The following is a 16,555-nucleotide window of genomic DNA, read 5'->3' on the forward strand; positions in this document are numbered from 1 at the left end:
AACGAAAGTTTTTCAGTGGCCTCGTACAATACCGGAACCATCTTTTAAGTGCCTAATTTTTAAAGGTCTTTTTATTATACTGTCCATTTTATAGGGTACAGTTCAGCGGGTGGTCATGCTTTTTCTAACCTCTTTTATATTACTACCACTTTCTATTTTTTAAATTGAAAATGGTAATTTTTAATTTTCTCGGAATATCGGATTCAAAATTCGGAGTATGATATACGGAAAACGAAAGAATCAAAAAGATAGGTGGAGGCGTCACTTCTCATATTTTTGCTAAATGCCGAGTCTCCACTGTTGGAAGTTTCATTTTATTCTCGAGTCATCAACTCTTTTACTGGTAAAGAAAAAGTTTCTTCCCTATTCATCTCGGTATGGATAAAAATAAACTGCTTAATCATTTCATTTAACCCCTTCGCTGCTTTCGTAGGAATTTGATGCTTTACGTTATCAATAAATTGTAATTCATTACATGGCAATTTTCCATTCAGTAATTTCGCATGACCATAAAATGATCTATCTTTCTTACCATAAACCAACAAAACCGGAAGCTGAATATTTCTAAGCTGATTGGTACAATTATAGTGCAAACTATAACGATAATACTGCTCAATATTTTTGGCATTTCCTTTTCGGGCTTCTTTAAACATTTTTCTAAATAATTTATGTGTGTTTGAATTGCCCCATGAAATAGACAATGCTAAAAATGAAACCGCCCCTGCTTTCGCAAGTTTCACGCCTAGTGAAATCTTATTCTTTAGATATCCATCCCTCACTTCCGACATTCCTCCAATTAAAATACCTCCTAATGCTCTTTCGGAAAAAGCCAATAAAAATTCTAATGCGACAGAGCTTCCAGTCGAATATCCGCATATAAATGCTTTTTTGACTTTCAAATGATCCAATAAACGTCTAATATCTTGGGCAATTAGTGGATAGCTGATCGGTTGTCTTGAATACTGACTCCTTCCGTGTCCTCTAATATCAAAAGTAATCACCTTAAACTTTTGGGATAATTCCTCTATTTGGTACTCAAAATTCACACAAGTAAGTACAGGAGGATGAATAAAAACAATAGGAACTCCTTTGCCCTTAACGGTATAATACAGACTACTACCGTCAACATTCAACATTGGCATGTATGTAATCACCTCAACAATCTGAAATCATTCCTAACTCTTCTTTAAAGAAAAAATAGGTCTAAAAAAATGATGTATACTAAAAAATTGATTTTAGTATACTAGCGTTACTCTTTCCTTATTAATTCCTTTATAATTTGTGAAGGTTCTTTATTGATAAGCTGTCGATGATATTCTGTTATACGTTCCTGATAACGTTGAAGCTGATTTTTATTTTGAAAAAATGAATATAATTGCTCCTCAAGTGTTCCTTTTTCATCTTTCCATTTATTTAAATAGAAAATCACACCTAACTTTTTTAGTTGTTGTAAATTAATTTCCTCTTGTCCTGGTAATACATGATAAATAAAAATAGGTTTTCTTTTAAATAAACTTTCACTTATTGTTACTCCTCCAGGTTTTGTAACAATTGCATCTATTTGATCATAGAGTTTGTTCATTTTCTCCCTAGATGTAATATATTTTAAAGGTGTGATGTTATCTCGCTGTAATTGCTGAAGTTTTTGATATAAATTAGCATTTTTTCCGCATAGCACATAAAAGTGAATTTTTGTTTCCATTCCTATTTTGTGGATCAAATCTTCTATTGCACCGACTCCTAAACTTCCACCAGTGATTAAAACTGACCATGCAGAAGAAGCAATGTTCATTATATATTCTTTTTGTTTTTTTATTTTATTATGAATAGGAATTCCTGTTATAAAAATCTGCTCATCGTTTACACCCTTCTTTTTTAAAAACTCCTTCATATGATGAGACGGTACAAAATGAAAATCATTATGTTCAATGCCCCAACAACTATGAATGAAATAATCCGTATATACATTTATAACTGGTGTCTTTAGTTCCCCTTTTTCTTTCAAATAATTCAATATATAGGAAGGTAAAGCATGGGTACAAATAATCAGGTCAGGTTGTTTATCTCTTATTAATCTTCTCATGAATGGTACAAACAGAAGTTCATATAATCGATAACGTTTGTTCTCTTCGACATTTTTGTAGACAGAGTTTTGGTATATCCAATTATAAAAATCAGGGAATTCTTTAATCCATTTTAAATAAACATTTGAAACCAATGCTTCTATTCTTCCGTAACTATACGAGAGAATATCCACTTGATCACATTTTATATTGAATTGATCCTTTTGTATTCCTTCCATTAATGCATGTGCAACTTGATGATGGCCTGATGGGATCTGCAAAAATGGCAAAAACAAGATAGTCTTTTGTGTTGAATGTTGCTCCATAAATCACCTCTTGAAGTACACTTAACGATGTGTCTTTTCATTCATTTCTGTTATTATGTGGCACTTCTTTTTTTCTATTCTGGCAACTATTTAGAATAAATTACGATGGATTTCGTTCCATAAATTACATACAAAATGAAAGGGTTTTTCATGTATAATTTTTATAGAAGGAGTGATGTGATTGAAAATTTTATTACTATCCGTTTTATTTATTATTCTCTTCTATCTATTCAAAAAAGCTCACAAAAACACGGCCTATGTCGTGATAAATAAAGTTCAAATAAATCAAAAGCAAATCCACGGGCATAATCCGATACTAAATATTCTACACCTTTCCGATATGCATCTCGAAAATATATCTATTTCCCCAGCTCAGCTTTATGAAAAGCTAAAAGATGAATCAATCGATTTGATTGCACTTACTGGAGATTTCCTTGACCGTAAACGTACGATTCCTAAACTTGCGCCATATTTAGAAGTATTAAATCAATTACATGCAAAGCATGGTATATACGCTGTTTTTGGTAACCATGATTATGTGTTACGCGAAAAGGACTTACAAAAATTTAAAAAAACACTTGAACAATATGGCTGCAAGGTTATGCAAAATGAAAACCATGTTATTTACATTCAAAATAAACGTGTAAATATTATTGGTGTTGATGATTTTAGTACGAAACGTAGTGATTTAACAGCTTCTTATAGAGGGATTAAACAGGGCACGAATGTAGTATTAACCCATGATCCAAATATTGTACTTCATATGAATGAATATCATTTTGACTATTTGCTAGCTGGACATTTTCATGGTGGTCAAATTTGTTATCCAAAAGCTTACCACCTTGGGAAAATGGGTAAACTTGCAAGAATGAACGTTATAAAAGGACTTCATATGCAAGATGGAAAACCTTTTTATATTAGTGAAGGACTAGGTCAAACAGGGGTAAATATTCGAGTTGGAAGTCGACCAGAAATTACATTGCATCAACTATCAATATCAACAGTTAAGAGTAGTGAACTACCTGCAGTATAAAATATAAAGGCTGTTAACGGACCTAGTTAACAGCCTTTATGTTTTATTGTCAAATTATTTTGAATGCAGTATATAAAATTCCATTGACTTTTTAACAAGAGCAATTATCATGTTCTTTTAGCAATTCCATCTCGAGATTCGCAATTATATATTTGTAATAAATTTTCCTTAGACATAAATAAATATTTTGGTGTGGAAGATATATTGTTCTTTATCATTTTGAAAATCGAATCATTATTAGATAATAAACATATTGGTAAAAATGCTAACCATTTAAACCATTTATAAAAAGGATTAGAAATAGCAACAAATTCAAAACCTAATCGGTCAGCTCCTTTGTTTAACATTGAAATCCCTATTATCCCTTTAATCTCATCTGCCCTAGAGTGATTTTGAATATATGATCCGAGACTAGGCAAAGACTTTTTAACATGTTGATAAATAAATCGCCCTTTTGTAATATCATTTTTAACGGACTTCATTTCATTAATTAAACGAGCATTATGTAAATGAATTTTAACCAAAATATCATTCTTATTGATCTGTGTACCATCAGAAAGAATAACATGTTTTCCTTTGTAACGAGTGAGTCTTACACGTAAAATATTTTCCTTGTGAGTTTCGCTATAAATATAAGTTAAGCGAGTAAATTTATAATATATTGGATCAAAAAAGTTCCAAACCAATAATACATAACTTTTCATTTTGTTTTCATTTCCCTTTTTAAAATTTTGATAAAACTATTTTGCATATTTCAACAAAAAATATTTAGGTAATATTAGGCTTTTTAGTGAAAAACATCAAGAAATATTAGAATAAGTTGGCATCATAAATTTCTATAAAATATTGCAACATAAATTATGTGAAACTGAACTTAGTGTTTCTTTTCCTAATTATTTTTACAGGGGGCAAAAAATGAATATCCTTAACTTCTTGATAACATTATTCAATTCTGGAAGAAGAACTCAGCAAATGTTTAAATTGTTTAGAAATAGACGAAATAATAATAGAGGATGGATTTGGGTTTCTTTACTAGGATTAGGAACAGTTTTTAGTCTAGTAGCAACACGTAATTCAAATATGATGAAACCGATCCAACGTTTGTTCCAAGGTGTTCAAAATACGACAAGAACATTTATTCCATCCAAAGTAAGCTTGGCAAATATGGAATTTGCTGATGAAATTACGCCTAACAGTCAAAAGAACCAAGGTAATCAAAACCAATAACTATCGCGAATAATAAAAAACTCGTTTATTAGTCACGAGTTTTTTATTATTTTTAATGACTCTATAGCTGCTTCAAATAGGCTTTCTCCTCTTTTTGTTATAACTTCAACTTCGCTGTTGAAAAGCAAATAACACAGCTTGTTCCGCCCGATTCGTCATTAGTGTCTTTAAACTCTTAGTCAATGTATTAACTTTATAAAAGACACCCAAAATTTAGAAATCATACTTTTGGTAGAAAATAGATATTCTAAATATTGAATCCATGATTATAAGGAGGAATTTAATTATGACAGTAATTACTAAGCTTAAACAAACTATTTCTGGATTAAAAAGTGCTCAAGCATGTTTAGAAGGATTTGTTCTTGATACTGACAATCAGCAAGCAAAACAACTGTATCAAAATGCAGCTCAGCAAACACAAACAATTATTGATTCTTTAGAACCACGTGTTCAGGAGGTTCAACAAGAGGAACCTCAGTTTAATCAATAAAATGCAGTAATCTCAAGATCTTTGGCATAAGCAGCATCACAGTTGGATTTGTATATATAAATTTTTATATTTTTTAGGCTAATTGAAAAGAGATGATTCAATTTCATTCTTTTTCTTCAGGTAATAAACCAGGAAATAATAAATTTTCTGTATCTTATATAACAGTAAGCAAACTCCAATTTCTTTTGTTAACTATTATTAACATTACAAATACCAATTTTTCACAAATTTAAATGAGCTAGACATCTTATCGTATAGAAGGTTTTACTTATAGCGCTTGCTTTCCACAGAGCACTTTTATATAGTGCTCTGTACTGTTTGTAGCCTGAATATTTTTCTTTACATACTTTTATAAATCTAGCACACACTATTCCTAAGCCATTCAAACTATTGCTTTTACTCTTTAAATGACTAGAAAAACAATTAGTTTTCCGGTCAAACTCATGAAACCTGTGGCTTTAAAACAAAGTTTGATAATTTGTAAAAAAGTTTGATCAAAAATCCTGTGTTGATGTGCAGGATTTTTGACCAAACTTTTTTATAAAAGAATGAACCAACTGAAAATATTAAGAGCGTGTTTTGATCAATCTTTTTTTTAAAACACGCTCTTTTCTATGATCATTTATCAAGGTTATTAGTATCAATTTGATCAAACTTTATTTTAAAGCAACAAAACCCACAGGTAGGCGGCTCATATAGTTGTCTGCCAAGTTCTCAAAAAAATTTGTATATTTTATAAATCTCTACACATACTATCCTTAATCCGCTTGGGCTGCGGTTGTAGTCTATTCAAACTGGCAATCTTCGCTTTAAACGCTTTACTCGGCAGACATCTTAAAACGATGTCTGCCAAACCATTATTTTGTACATACTCTTTATAAGCTACTAGCAATGGAATTTTTCTTATCTTCCTAACGGACTTCCCCTCCGTTATCCAAGGGCTTTAATAACAGGCAACTTTTTTAGTTGTCTGTTATTTTATTGTATAATGGGTAGCAAAGCATCACCATCAACTTAACAAAAATGAATTAACTCAAACCGATAAAAATAAACAGTATATACAAAATCTTCGTTTTGAGGATACTTCAAAAGCTTAAGTTGATGAGCATGAGACGGTATCCCAAGTTATTTATTGCTGTCTTTCAAGATAAAGGCTTGTTATTTATTCGTATCTTGATCTACATATAACATTTATATTCCCCTCTTCTAAAAATCCTCAAAAAGCTTAAGCTTTTCAATTAATTTCGCTCTAAACATTTTTCTACTTTTGAGAAAAATTAGGATAACCTTTGGTAGAATTATTAACTTTAATTTAACTCCTAAAAAAACATCAATATAAAATCGGATTGCTGTAGAAATCCCTAATTTTTTCAGTTCAGGAGTGGCAGCCAGTACAATAGATCCATTTCGACTTACATCTCCAACAACAGCTAATTTCACTTTTAATGGATCTAATCCTCGCATAACACAAGCACAACTAGCAAAAAATGAACAAAGTTCGATACAGAATATCATTCGATTCATACATTTTGAGTAATCGAACATCATTTTACCCTCCAAAAACAGAACGTTTGTTCTTATTATAAACCTAATGTTTTGTATTATACAATCCTTTTGCAAATAATTTTTAATGCTAATATGGTACGTGAAATTATATATAGTTCTTCAAAATTCGACTACTGAACCATTTAGTATCTCTAAACTTATTAAACTCGTTTTCGTTTCTTTATAAATTAAGAAAAGCTCAAACCCTTATGTACCAATGGATTTAAGCTTTTTATTTTATAGGCATACTCGTTGCAACAAGTTGCCATTAGGCTAGTGTATCAGCAACTTGTAGCTATTACTATGAATGCTAGATTCCTCAAAATTATTACATATTTTTTTAGTTTTTAATCTTTGTGTTTATACTATGATGTTTTTCCAGAAAATATGCAAATTATGTTGAAGTTTAAAAAGTTTGATTCTTGGACAAGATGTAATAACAAACAACTAATTTTGAGGTGATTTTATGAGTTGGTTCGGAATCGGTAAACCTCGCTCTAAGTTTGGAAGATTTTTAGATAAACATAATTTAACTCAGCAAGAAGTATCTCGAGAAAGTGGAGTAAATAGAGGGACTATTAGTAGATTGTGTAAAGGAGATGCTTTTCATCCATCTTTAAAGAATGGACAAAAGATTATTAGGACATTAAGGAAATTAACTAATAAGAATGTAGATCATCAAGATTTCTGGTTTTAACTAAAAACATTCTCCATCACGAACGTTCTCATAAATACATTTTGCTTTACAGCATATTGCTCTAATTTAGATTGCCGATAGTCTGACAGTGTAAAAAAGATAATCACTGGAACAATAGCATTCTGTCTTTTATAGATATCTGTTATATGGCTATATAACTGTATTTTATGTTCATTTGCTTTCATGTGTTGCATGCGATCTACCTCTACGAAATGAGGGACTTTATCATCAAAATAGGTTGCATCTGGGATAATTTGATATCGCTGACCCTTGATTGAAAATTCTATAGGTCTTTCTGTTTTCCATTCTGGAAATCCTAGCCACATCCAGGATTCGTTTCTCATTAATATATGCTGTAATTGACTATTTTTCTTTACTGTCCTTGTGATTCCTAATAAATCACGTCCTTTTTTATTTAAATAATATACATGTTCACGAGCTATTTTTGTGATGTGGCAATATGGAGTCAGATCCTTTAATACACGATTTGCATTCCGAATACTTCCTAAACAGTGAATGGCTTGTAATTGTCTTCTGGTTGCAAAGTCTAATTTACTCAAAGTGGATAAAATCTCGATTTGTCTCGCTTTCTGTTTGAGTGTTTGATACTTCATGTTGTTTCACCACCTTGTATTGCTTCAGTAAATCCCACATTTCTTTATCCTTCAAATAAGGTACCTGAATTTCTTCTGTACGATCTGTCTTAAACAATGCTCTTCCTGGAAGGGAAGGTAAATCCTCAAGCCCTGGTTCATCCAAAGCAACTTGAGAGGCAATTGCTGTAGGTAACCGAAACCCTAATTTTGCATCAGCATTTTGTTTAATTTGCCTTGGTAATGTATCCGAAGTAGGATATTGAGTGCAAAATATGAGCCGGAATCCTAAACCTCCTCCAACTCGTGCAATTTCAGATAACATCTCCTGGCACATAAATAATAAGTCACGTTGTTTTTTAGGTAAGCCTTGTGTAGGACAAAGGTTTGCTCCTTCATCTACTATGATGAAACAGCGTTCTCTAATTGATGTATCTATGATATTGGTCAAATAAGAATTCTTCATTATCTCAATCTGTCTTATCATATTTTTACGTACTTTAGCCAACATTTCTAATGCTTGTTGTGAGTTTTCAGCTACTTCTACTACTTGGGACAGATCCTTATAAGGACTAAATTCTAGACCTTCCTTCAGATCGATAATAAAAAAACTCCCATGTTGAGGCTGTTGTAAAATTAAACTCGTCATCACATTTTTTAGAAATACTGTTTTTCCAAAACGCGTCATACCCGACACGCACATATGCGGTGTGCTCTCAAAGTCATGATAGATGTACTTATCTAATGATTTCCCCATCATAACACGCCATGTTTGCTCCTTTAACAAATCCTTAGACCAATTCCACCTTTCAGGTATTTTTTGCTTAAATACCCGAATATGAAGCTCTCTTTGATGAAACGATATTTTAACAGGTTTGTAGAGTCCTTCTTCCAATACTTCAGCTAACTTTTTGATTAGCTGACTTGGGACACCAAGTGGTAACTTGTAAACATAATTCTTACTTATGTCATCTTCCATTTCCTTTATGAAAATCGGATATTGTAATTCCCCTTTATGCTGAACACAGATCTTTGTAATTTCAAAAAAGGTTGCAATTTTTTTCTTATCACTCATTCCTTTACCTTGGCAAAAATAAGCTACTGTTATAAAGGTTGCTGGAATTAATAAAAGTGATAACATTTCCTCCATACCTCCTTAAGGTAGTTGAGCCTGTATGGATGCTTAGAAAAAACACTTAAGATGCGCTATTATAATTATTTTCGACTACCAGATAAAATACTAACGTAGAAATACATCTAGTATATCCATTAGCACATACCAAACGCTCCCAATCAATAAGCATTTGAGACCCGCACGTAGCAACCAATCTGGAAGGTAAAGACCTTTCCTTTTCAGCAATTTAATCCCTAAAATAGAGACTCCTGTCACACCATACACAACTCCTAACTCTCCAATGATTGTCATGTTAATCCCATCCTTTTGGTTTAATGGACAAATTCCCTTTACGATCCCTGTAGAGTTGGTAGTCATCTAATAACTCATTCCAAGACAAAGCATGTTCATCCCCATACAGATCCTCTTCAATGTCTTGACTTAAATAATAGTACGCCCGATATTGTCGATCCAGATACACTTCATGTCTTAACATGTGGTCTCGTATAGCACAAAGATTTCCCTCTTTTTTTGTTTCTTTGTACATTTGTCTAAGCATTTTTGAAGAATACAAATAAGGTGTACTATACAGCATTTGATATTGGCTCATATCCTCACCATCCACATAAAATTCTAGATGCATTTAATACATATGATAATGGCTTCCTTTTTCGAATTTGTACCACAAAAAAGTACAAAAATACGCCATTCCCATTTTAGAATGACGTTCGACAATAATCTTTATAAGACTTCATAGCTTTTTCCAATATTTCAGTTACAAAATTAGTTTTACCTAAGCTATAATTCATTCGATCTTTTGCGTTTTTTGCCAAATCTTTTTTTAACTGTTCATATGCAATAATAAACTATTATTCCACTAATGGGTGCTTTAGTACAATAAGGCTCCTAGAAATGATCAAACTTTATTATAAAAATTATATACTTCATTTAGAGAATTAACTCCCTTTTGATCAATCTTTTTTCAAAATGGAGTTTTTTTGTTCGCTACTAATAATGGATTAACTGTTTCTTTTTTATCAATCTTAACTATAAAGCTACAATAGATCTGTTGATTGATAATTGAAACACAAACATACGTAAAGAGCCTATTTTATATCCAAAATAAAATAGGCTCTCTCACATTTCTATAAATATATATTTGACGATTACATCTTTTCTAATATCATTTGTCTCTCATACCACTTTGACATTTTTTCAGCTGCATTAGCTGATAAACGCTTGGTTTGTCTATTGCAAAATCTAGATAACGTAGGTGCCGATATTTTTATTTCTTTTGCAAGCTCTCGTATACTTATATTATCAACATTGTGTCGCTCTAGTATTTTTTCTCGAACAACTTCTTCATCAAAAATGTCAGGTTCTTTACTAACTGTGCTTTGTGGCATATCAATAATATCTTTAGTCTTTTCACTATATTCTATTGTTGTTTCATTATTATTCTCTATTTCTAATGTTTTTTTCTTTGGTAAATTGTACATAGACTTAATTAATTCTTCTGGCGGAAGAATAGTAATATTTAAATCGATCCAATAATCTTTGAACCAATTTTTCTTATTTAAACGTTCTTCATCTAATGTACTTGAATACTCCCACTTAGAGATCACATTCTCTCTCTCTAAATCAGTAAGAACATTCTCTAAGTGTTCTCGAATGCGACTTGGTTTCCATGTAAGTGGAATTGCCATGACAGCTAATAATCCTTTATCGCCTCCAATGGAGTATGGGCGCTTTAAAGTAGAATATATTTGCCTAATTCTCCATTGCCATGTTAAATAACGAATTAAGCGTTTATGATATTTATGTCGATAACTATTATATTCAAGTGCCTTTTTAGATAATAAAGCTGTAGTATTATTTGAACCATATAAATAACTTGATAAAAAGCTTCCAGGTTTAATTCGGCAGGATTCAATACCCATATATTCATTTGTTGTATTATGTCTCCATAATACAACTGAATCTAAAACAAATAACCTTTTAATTACTTCCCTTTTTACTTTATATTCCTCATCATTTTCATTTTCATCATTTAAAACAACTACTTCGTTATCATCATTTAAATATATAAAAATGCTCGCTAAAGCAGCAATCCTCTTAGCAACCTTAATTTTATCTTCAGGTCTATAATATTCTCCCTTACTTACTTTCTTTTTAGGTACATTACACATATCCAACACTTGCTCATATGAAAATTCGATGAATTCGTCCGGTGACTGCGCTTGAGCTAACCATTGTATAGTAATTGAATCTAATACATCCGCTGTAAGATCATCCATATTACTCATTACATCATTAACTAAAGTGTTCCACCGGGACGCTTCATCATCTTTAATAAGCTTCAAATCCTCATCCCGATGCGAAGAAAGCTGAGCTATCGCATTACTTTCTTTTGTTTCAATCGGATAAGATTTGACACCCATATTTGAATCCTCTTCAAAATGATTTTTGGAGATCCCGTCACGTAATTTAAAGTAAATCGCGGAATTATTAACCTCAAAATAATCTTTATCATCTGTTTCATCTGTGTTTTCTTCTGCCTGAATTACTGTTTCATCACTTAATTTTGGCTTGTTATCATTTTTAAACTCTTCTGTTAAAAGATGTTCAATTTCTGAATGGATTTCGTTCTTATAGTGATTCAACTTAATAGCAATTTGTAGTGAAGTTACTCCATTTTCATTCTTTTTACTAAGCCACGATACTAATGCTGAAAAAGATGGTGAAACATATTGTGAAGTTACAACCTTACTACTATCTTTTTCTACGTCTGCACTAAAAGAAGTCCATTTCTCCCAAATTGCTTTGTTATTTCCATATAAAGGTTCGGATATTAACAAAGCATCAGTAAACAATTGTGCTAATTTCTCCACGCTGTCACTCCTTCCTTTTGTACATTCCTTTCAAACAACCCAATATTTAGCGAATTATATATAAATCATTATTATTTTCCGGTTCTGTTATGTTCAAAAAAATAATGAAACACTTTTGTCTTGTTTGTACAAGTGAAATAACATTTATTATACATTACCAACCAATATACCATCAATTAATCTAACGAATTAATAACTGAAACACTTTTGGACATATTGTTAACCTTTTTTATAAATATGAAACACACTTTTTCCCTTATCAATTCTCTACCATACTCTTATATAAGCTTTTACATGAATAACACGTATATAATGAGCTAGATTCATTCATATCTATTTGAAACAAATAATTGAAACATCTTTGTCATATCCTTGACCTAAAATTCAAAAGATGAAACATTAGTTAATTTTTCTTATTTCGATTATATATTTTCAAATTTTTTTTACCATCCCATAAACTCATATATATCAACTGTTTTCCCATCTATGTACAAAACGGATCCTATATCATCCTGAAACATTTTTGCCATATCCTTGACCTTATCAAATATAAAAAACACGCATAAGCCCTTAAATATCAACGGTTTTTGCGTGTTTCTTTCTTTTTTCTCCTACATATAAAACATGAAACACTTTTGCCATATCCTTGACCTTGTAAATTTTAAAACATGAAACGGTTTTTGCCATATCCTTGACCTAATATCCTTTTCAATTCTCTTATAACCCTTCATACCACTACATTCAATGGATATTCCCATAATAAATGACTTATATATGAACATGAAACACTTTTGCCATATCCTTGACGTAAAAACATGAAACATCTTCATTTACCCCTTATATATCAACGTTTTTATACTGTTTCCCTAATAATTTGACACATCTAAAACATGAAACGTTTTTTGCCATATCCTTGACACAAAAAAAAATGAAGAAAATCCTGTATCCCTTGTCACAACTGGTTTTATGTCGTGTTTCATATTCTCAAAATTCCCCTTAAAGGAGCACCTTTCAGCAATTTTCGATTTGTTATAATCAAAATTGGTATATTTTATAGTATCCTGGCATATATTTCTGAGTTTACAGGTAGGAGGTGAAAAAGATGGGAAAATCATTTATTATTCATAACCAACGTGGTCTAAATGGACAATCTACAAATGCAGTATTAGTAACACTGAAGTCTTGGCAAAAACTTGTTGAAACTTTCGAAGAGAAATACTACAGCTATAAAGATACATACCTTGAAGATCTACTGGATCAAATGACATATGAAGAACGTGTTGCAGATGTAGATGGCTTTGTAGAACAAGCGAAACCATCTTTTTCACGTCGTACCCTGTCTGCTGTTTCTGAAACTATGGGAAGGAAACATAAATTATATGGTATTACAAACGCAGATCTAGAAGTCTTTTTATACCTACACAAGAAATGTTACACAAATGGGGTCATTCCAAATGTAACAGTACATATGATGTGGGAAGATTACAAGCAATATAAACAAGAGTTTGCTTACATACAGCATTCTCAATTCTATATTGCATTAAAAAAGCTAAGTCTACATAAAATTGTCACGATTAAAAAGGAATTAGATGGCCGATATACCATTAAACTAACTCATTTTATGAATGAAGAAACTGAAAAGGCAAACCCTTATGTTTATATTAGCCCAGTGGTATTTACAAAAGCTTTCTTTGAGCTGTCAGTTGCGGCTAAGAAACTATTCTTGGACATTGCTATGCAACAGCACAGAGAAACTACACTAAAACGTTCCTTGGACAAACAGGATGAAAGAGGAAATAAAACTCATTTTGGTGGAATGTACCGCTTTTTACATAAGAAATACCCGCATCAAATCCGTGCCGTTATGACAGAATTAACAACTGCACTACCATGTACAGGAACTCCCCTATTCAAAATTTGTAAATTACAAAAAGGGGTTAATAATAAAAAAAGATATACGACTTTATATCTCTCCTTACATACGGATTTCTTATGTACAAAAGAAGCAGGAGAAGTACAGTATCGTGATCCATTCACGCCAAAGGTTACTTATGCTCGTAAAGCTCGTTTTATTGAATCTGTGCTACAAGATATGAATATTGGTGAATTTACAAAAGACATGAATAAATTTATTCATGTACTTAAATATACATGCCACCGACAAATTCGTAGTGTAATTTATAGCTTGCGTGACATGATAGATCGTAATAAGGAATATCCAAGTAAGTTAGTATATACACTGAAGAAACTATTAAACCAAACGTCACAATATCAAATTCTTGATACGGCGGCTAAGGAAGGTATCTATCCTCTTATTACACAACATGTACCTAAAGAGAAAAAAGAACAAGCTGTATTTGATTTCGGATTGCATTTCTCTATGTACTCACTTCGAAACATCAAAAAGTTGTTCCGTAAAACGTATGAATTACTAAAACACAAATTTGCTGTACCTGTTACAGAGGAATCGTATCACCGCAACTATCTAAAGTATCAAGAAGAAACGTTATTTAGAAAGTACGCCTATGAACAAGGTACAAATCTAAATGCTTATATGGCTTTAGAAATTGAAATACGTGAGCTTTTAAAAGCAAGAGGACATAAAGAGCGCTTTATTCCTAGTGCTGTTCGCGAATTGTTCATTGAAAAGATAGATAGATTACCTAAAGAAAAGCTTCGTGTTGTTGAAGTGCCCGATAACTTCAATTTGATTACATTTATGCGTGCCTTTGAACAGTTAATACGCGCTGGTATTCAAGTAACAACAGCTGAACAAGTACTTGAAGTAATAGAAACCAATTAACAATACTCCGCTCTCTATTTTTGAAAAAATTAAAAGTAGAGGGCTATTCGTGTTGGTTCTGTTATTTGAAAGCCTTGCACTGATTCCTTATAACAACCAACTTTCGTCGATTCTATTAATAATAGAGTCTTTTTTTATGCACTCCTATACAACAACTGCACTGTAACTGACTAAATTTCCACACATACTTTCATATAAACACGTTATGAGCTGCCTTAATGCATTCAAATACCTACAAATAATCGCAAGAAAAAATTAAAATTTTGTGTGTAAGTAGATAAATATAGTCGAATGTGAATAACATAATAAAATAATCACTGATATAAAGGTATTCTAGTAACTTATCTATCAAAAATCATCAATATGTGTGTGAATAATGTGATAAATTCGGATTATGTTAATTATTTAGCACCTAATGTGAATGGTTTGTGGGTAAATAAAATAAAATTGTGGAAATGCAGTGGATTAATACAGAATTAAGCGAGTGAATAAATATGTTTAACAATGTATTTATTTGTTTCATTATTTATGTAGAAATATATGATTTTGTTTATGATTATTTGTAGTTTTTATATCATTATTATGCCTACTTTTTCGTTGTTAAATACTACTATTTCTGATTTTTTATGCTATAGTACGTCCAGATTCCTTGTGACAGTAAGAGAAAACACACATTTACTAGTCCTATATAAGTTTTATCTTTATATTTTAAATATATATAAGATATATATTTATATTAGATTTTATTACAGAATTAGTTTGTTACTTGGGATAAGTTAAGCTATATATATGCATAGCTCAGGAAATTATTAACTTTAATGATCTAACAGGGAAATATTAACGTTAAGTGGAATTGACGTTAGAATAAAAAATTTTGCCATTCTTTCTGATGGAACAACATTCAACAACCCTAGATTCTTCCGTATATTAGAAAAAAAATTAACAAAAACACAGCGTATTCTTTTCAGAAGAACAAAACTCTTTAGTACTTGCTATCGCCTGCTGAAAACTAATTGAAACATATATATTAAAAATTGAAGTTATTCTGAGGGGAATTCCACCTTTTATTGTTATGAATAAATTAACAATATTTTTCCATGGATGTTCCTATGAAGAACAGTAGGATAATGGACATACATACTAGGCACTCCCTCTTCTTAATACGTTCATAGAAATAAAAATTATAAAAGAGGACTGATAAAAATGGCTGTAGGATTTTCTGTAGACATGTTTTTTTTATGAGGCAGGACACCCTGATTTTCTACATAGTTTTTTCTCAACAATCTCCTATCATACTGAACCTGAGGGATGGGGAACTAAATACCCTCTATTAATGAAAAACTTGTATTTTGATAAATTAAAATGGCAAGATTCACCTGAGGCTCTAAAAAATGTGGAAGAAATCAGAGAAACATTGAGCAAAATACCTCCATCAGAGGTAATATGGGATATTGAGGATATAACTAAAAAAACCACCTTATGGAGAAAAAATTTCTGCTAAAATAACTAGCTTAGCAAACTATCATACTATTCAAGGAACGTCTTTTTTAGATTTACTAAAAAATGTATTAAAGGAATCAGAGGAATGTAAAATGGATGTAACGATTGAAAAGGTTGGAAGATAGATTTGGTAACAAAATTCGGTTCTGGTGCAAATATATGAAGATGAACGCGGATAATAGTAGATTCCTAGTGAAATCGTATCTTATGCTGCAAGTCCAAACAATTGATGGATGAATTCTTTCTGATTTTGGACAGACTGGTTGGTCTTAC

13 protein-coding genes and 3 pseudogenes are annotated in these 16,555 nt (G+C 31.4%); 7 read left to right on the forward strand and 9 right to left on the reverse strand.

Annotated features, from left to right (window positions below; all coding sequences use genetic code 11):
• Positions 1-314: 314 nt before the first annotated feature.
• Positions 315-1,142, reverse strand: coding sequence for an alpha/beta fold hydrolase (locus tag JDS96_RS26750; RefSeq protein ID WP_199668591.1), 828 nt, complete (start codon positions 1,140-1,142; stop codon positions 315-317).
• Positions 1,143-1,249: 107 nt separating this feature from the next.
• Complete coding sequence (locus JDS96_RS26755) at positions 1,250-2,389, reverse strand: MGDG synthase family glycosyltransferase (RefSeq protein ID WP_199668592.1); 1,140 nt, start codon at positions 2,387-2,389, stop codon at positions 1,250-1,252.
• Positions 2,390-2,570: 181 nt separating this feature from the next.
• Between JDS96_RS26755 and JDS96_RS26760 the strand changes: the two genes are divergently transcribed.
• Positions 2,571-3,422 (forward strand): metallophosphoesterase, encoded by an 852-nt coding sequence (locus JDS96_RS26760; RefSeq protein ID WP_199668593.1) that lies wholly within the window; start codon positions 2,571-2,573, stop codon positions 3,420-3,422.
• Between the two features lie 107 nt (positions 3,423-3,529).
• On the opposite strand, the gene JDS96_RS26765 is transcribed toward JDS96_RS26760, so the two are convergent.
• On the reverse strand, positions 3,530-4,126 hold the full coding sequence (locus tag JDS96_RS26765; RefSeq protein ID WP_199668594.1) for a YkoP family protein: 597 nt from the start codon (positions 4,124-4,126) through the stop codon (positions 3,530-3,532).
• A 211-nt stretch (positions 4,127-4,337) separates the two neighbouring features.
• On the opposite strand from JDS96_RS26765, the gene JDS96_RS26770 reads away from it, so the two are divergent.
• Positions 4,338-4,649, forward strand: coding sequence for a hypothetical protein (locus tag JDS96_RS26770; protein WP_199668595.1), 312 nt, complete (start codon positions 4,338-4,340; stop codon positions 4,647-4,649).
• A 286-nt stretch (positions 4,650-4,935) separates the two neighbouring features.
• The gene (locus tag JDS96_RS26775) at positions 4,936-5,139 is read left to right on the forward strand and encodes a DUF1657 domain-containing protein (protein ID WP_098337037.1); all 204 of its coding nucleotides are present in this window, start codon (positions 4,936-4,938) and stop codon (positions 5,137-5,139) included.
• 1,335 nt (positions 5,140-6,474) lie between these two features.
• Here JDS96_RS26775 and JDS96_RS26780 read toward each other — a convergent pair.
• Positions 6,475-6,684, reverse strand: a pseudogene (locus JDS96_RS26780) (Y-family DNA polymerase); the annotation flags it as partial.
• Positions 6,685-7,150: 466 nt separating this feature from the next.
• Between JDS96_RS26780 and JDS96_RS26785 the strand changes: the two are divergent.
• Positions 7,151-7,381: a helix-turn-helix transcriptional regulator gene (locus tag JDS96_RS26785; RefSeq protein WP_018767621.1), complete on the forward strand. Its 231-nt coding sequence runs from the start codon at positions 7,151-7,153 to the stop codon at positions 7,379-7,381.
• Here the strand turns inward: JDS96_RS26785 and JDS96_RS26790 are convergent.
• The 5 genes from JDS96_RS26790 to JDS96_RS26815 form a co-directional block, all read right to left on the reverse strand.
• A complete protein-coding gene (locus JDS96_RS26790; RefSeq protein WP_199668596.1) occupies positions 7,378-7,995 on the reverse strand; it encodes a replication-relaxation family protein in 618 nt (205 codons plus the stop codon). The genes JDS96_RS26785 and JDS96_RS26790 overlap by 4 nt on opposite strands.
• Positions 7,934-9,115, reverse strand: coding sequence for an FtsK/SpoIIIE domain-containing protein (locus JDS96_RS26795; protein ID WP_199668597.1), 1,182 nt, complete (start codon positions 9,113-9,115; stop codon positions 7,934-7,936). The genes JDS96_RS26790 and JDS96_RS26795 overlap by 62 nt, the downstream gene beginning before the upstream one ends.
• Before the next feature lie 99 nt (positions 9,116-9,214).
• Positions 9,215-9,400 carry a hypothetical protein gene (locus JDS96_RS26800; protein WP_003203313.1) on the reverse strand — a complete coding sequence of 62 codons (186 nt, stop codon included), beginning with the start codon at positions 9,398-9,400 and terminating at the stop codon, positions 9,215-9,217.
• A gap of 1 nt (position 9,401) precedes the next feature.
• Positions 9,402-9,698 (reverse strand): hypothetical protein, encoded by a 297-nt coding sequence (locus JDS96_RS26805; protein ID WP_029427758.1) that lies wholly within the window; start codon positions 9,696-9,698, stop codon positions 9,402-9,404.
• A 556-nt stretch (positions 9,699-10,254) separates the two neighbouring features.
• Positions 10,255-11,979 (reverse strand): helix-turn-helix domain-containing protein, encoded by a 1,725-nt coding sequence (locus tag JDS96_RS26815; RefSeq protein ID WP_199668598.1) that lies wholly within the window; start codon positions 11,977-11,979, stop codon positions 10,255-10,257.
• Between the two features lie 1,102 nt (positions 11,980-13,081).
• Between JDS96_RS26815 and JDS96_RS26820 the strand changes: the two genes are divergently transcribed.
• The 3 genes and pseudogenes from JDS96_RS26820 to JDS96_RS26825 all read left to right on the forward strand — a co-directional run bounded on the left by JDS96_RS26820 (position 13,082) and on the right by JDS96_RS26825 (position 16,407).
• A complete protein-coding gene (locus tag JDS96_RS26820) occupies positions 13,082-14,782 on the forward strand; it encodes a hypothetical protein (RefSeq protein ID WP_199668599.1) in 1,701 nt (566 codons plus the stop codon).
• 849 nt (positions 14,783-15,631) lie between these two features.
• Positions 15,632-15,760 (forward strand): annotated as a pseudogene (locus JDS96_RS32505) (IS200/IS605 family element RNA-guided endonuclease TnpB); the annotation flags it as partial.
• A gap of 225 nt (positions 15,761-15,985) precedes the next feature.
• Positions 15,986-16,407, forward strand: a pseudogene (locus JDS96_RS26825) (Imm70 family immunity protein).
• Positions 16,408-16,555 lie beyond the last annotated feature (148 nt).

It is taken from the genome of Bacillus cereus group sp. N21, assembly GCF_016483395.1.
In the GTDB taxonomy this organism is placed as follows: domain Bacteria; phylum Bacillota; class Bacilli; order Bacillales; family Bacillaceae_G; genus Bacillus_A; species Bacillus_A pseudomycoides.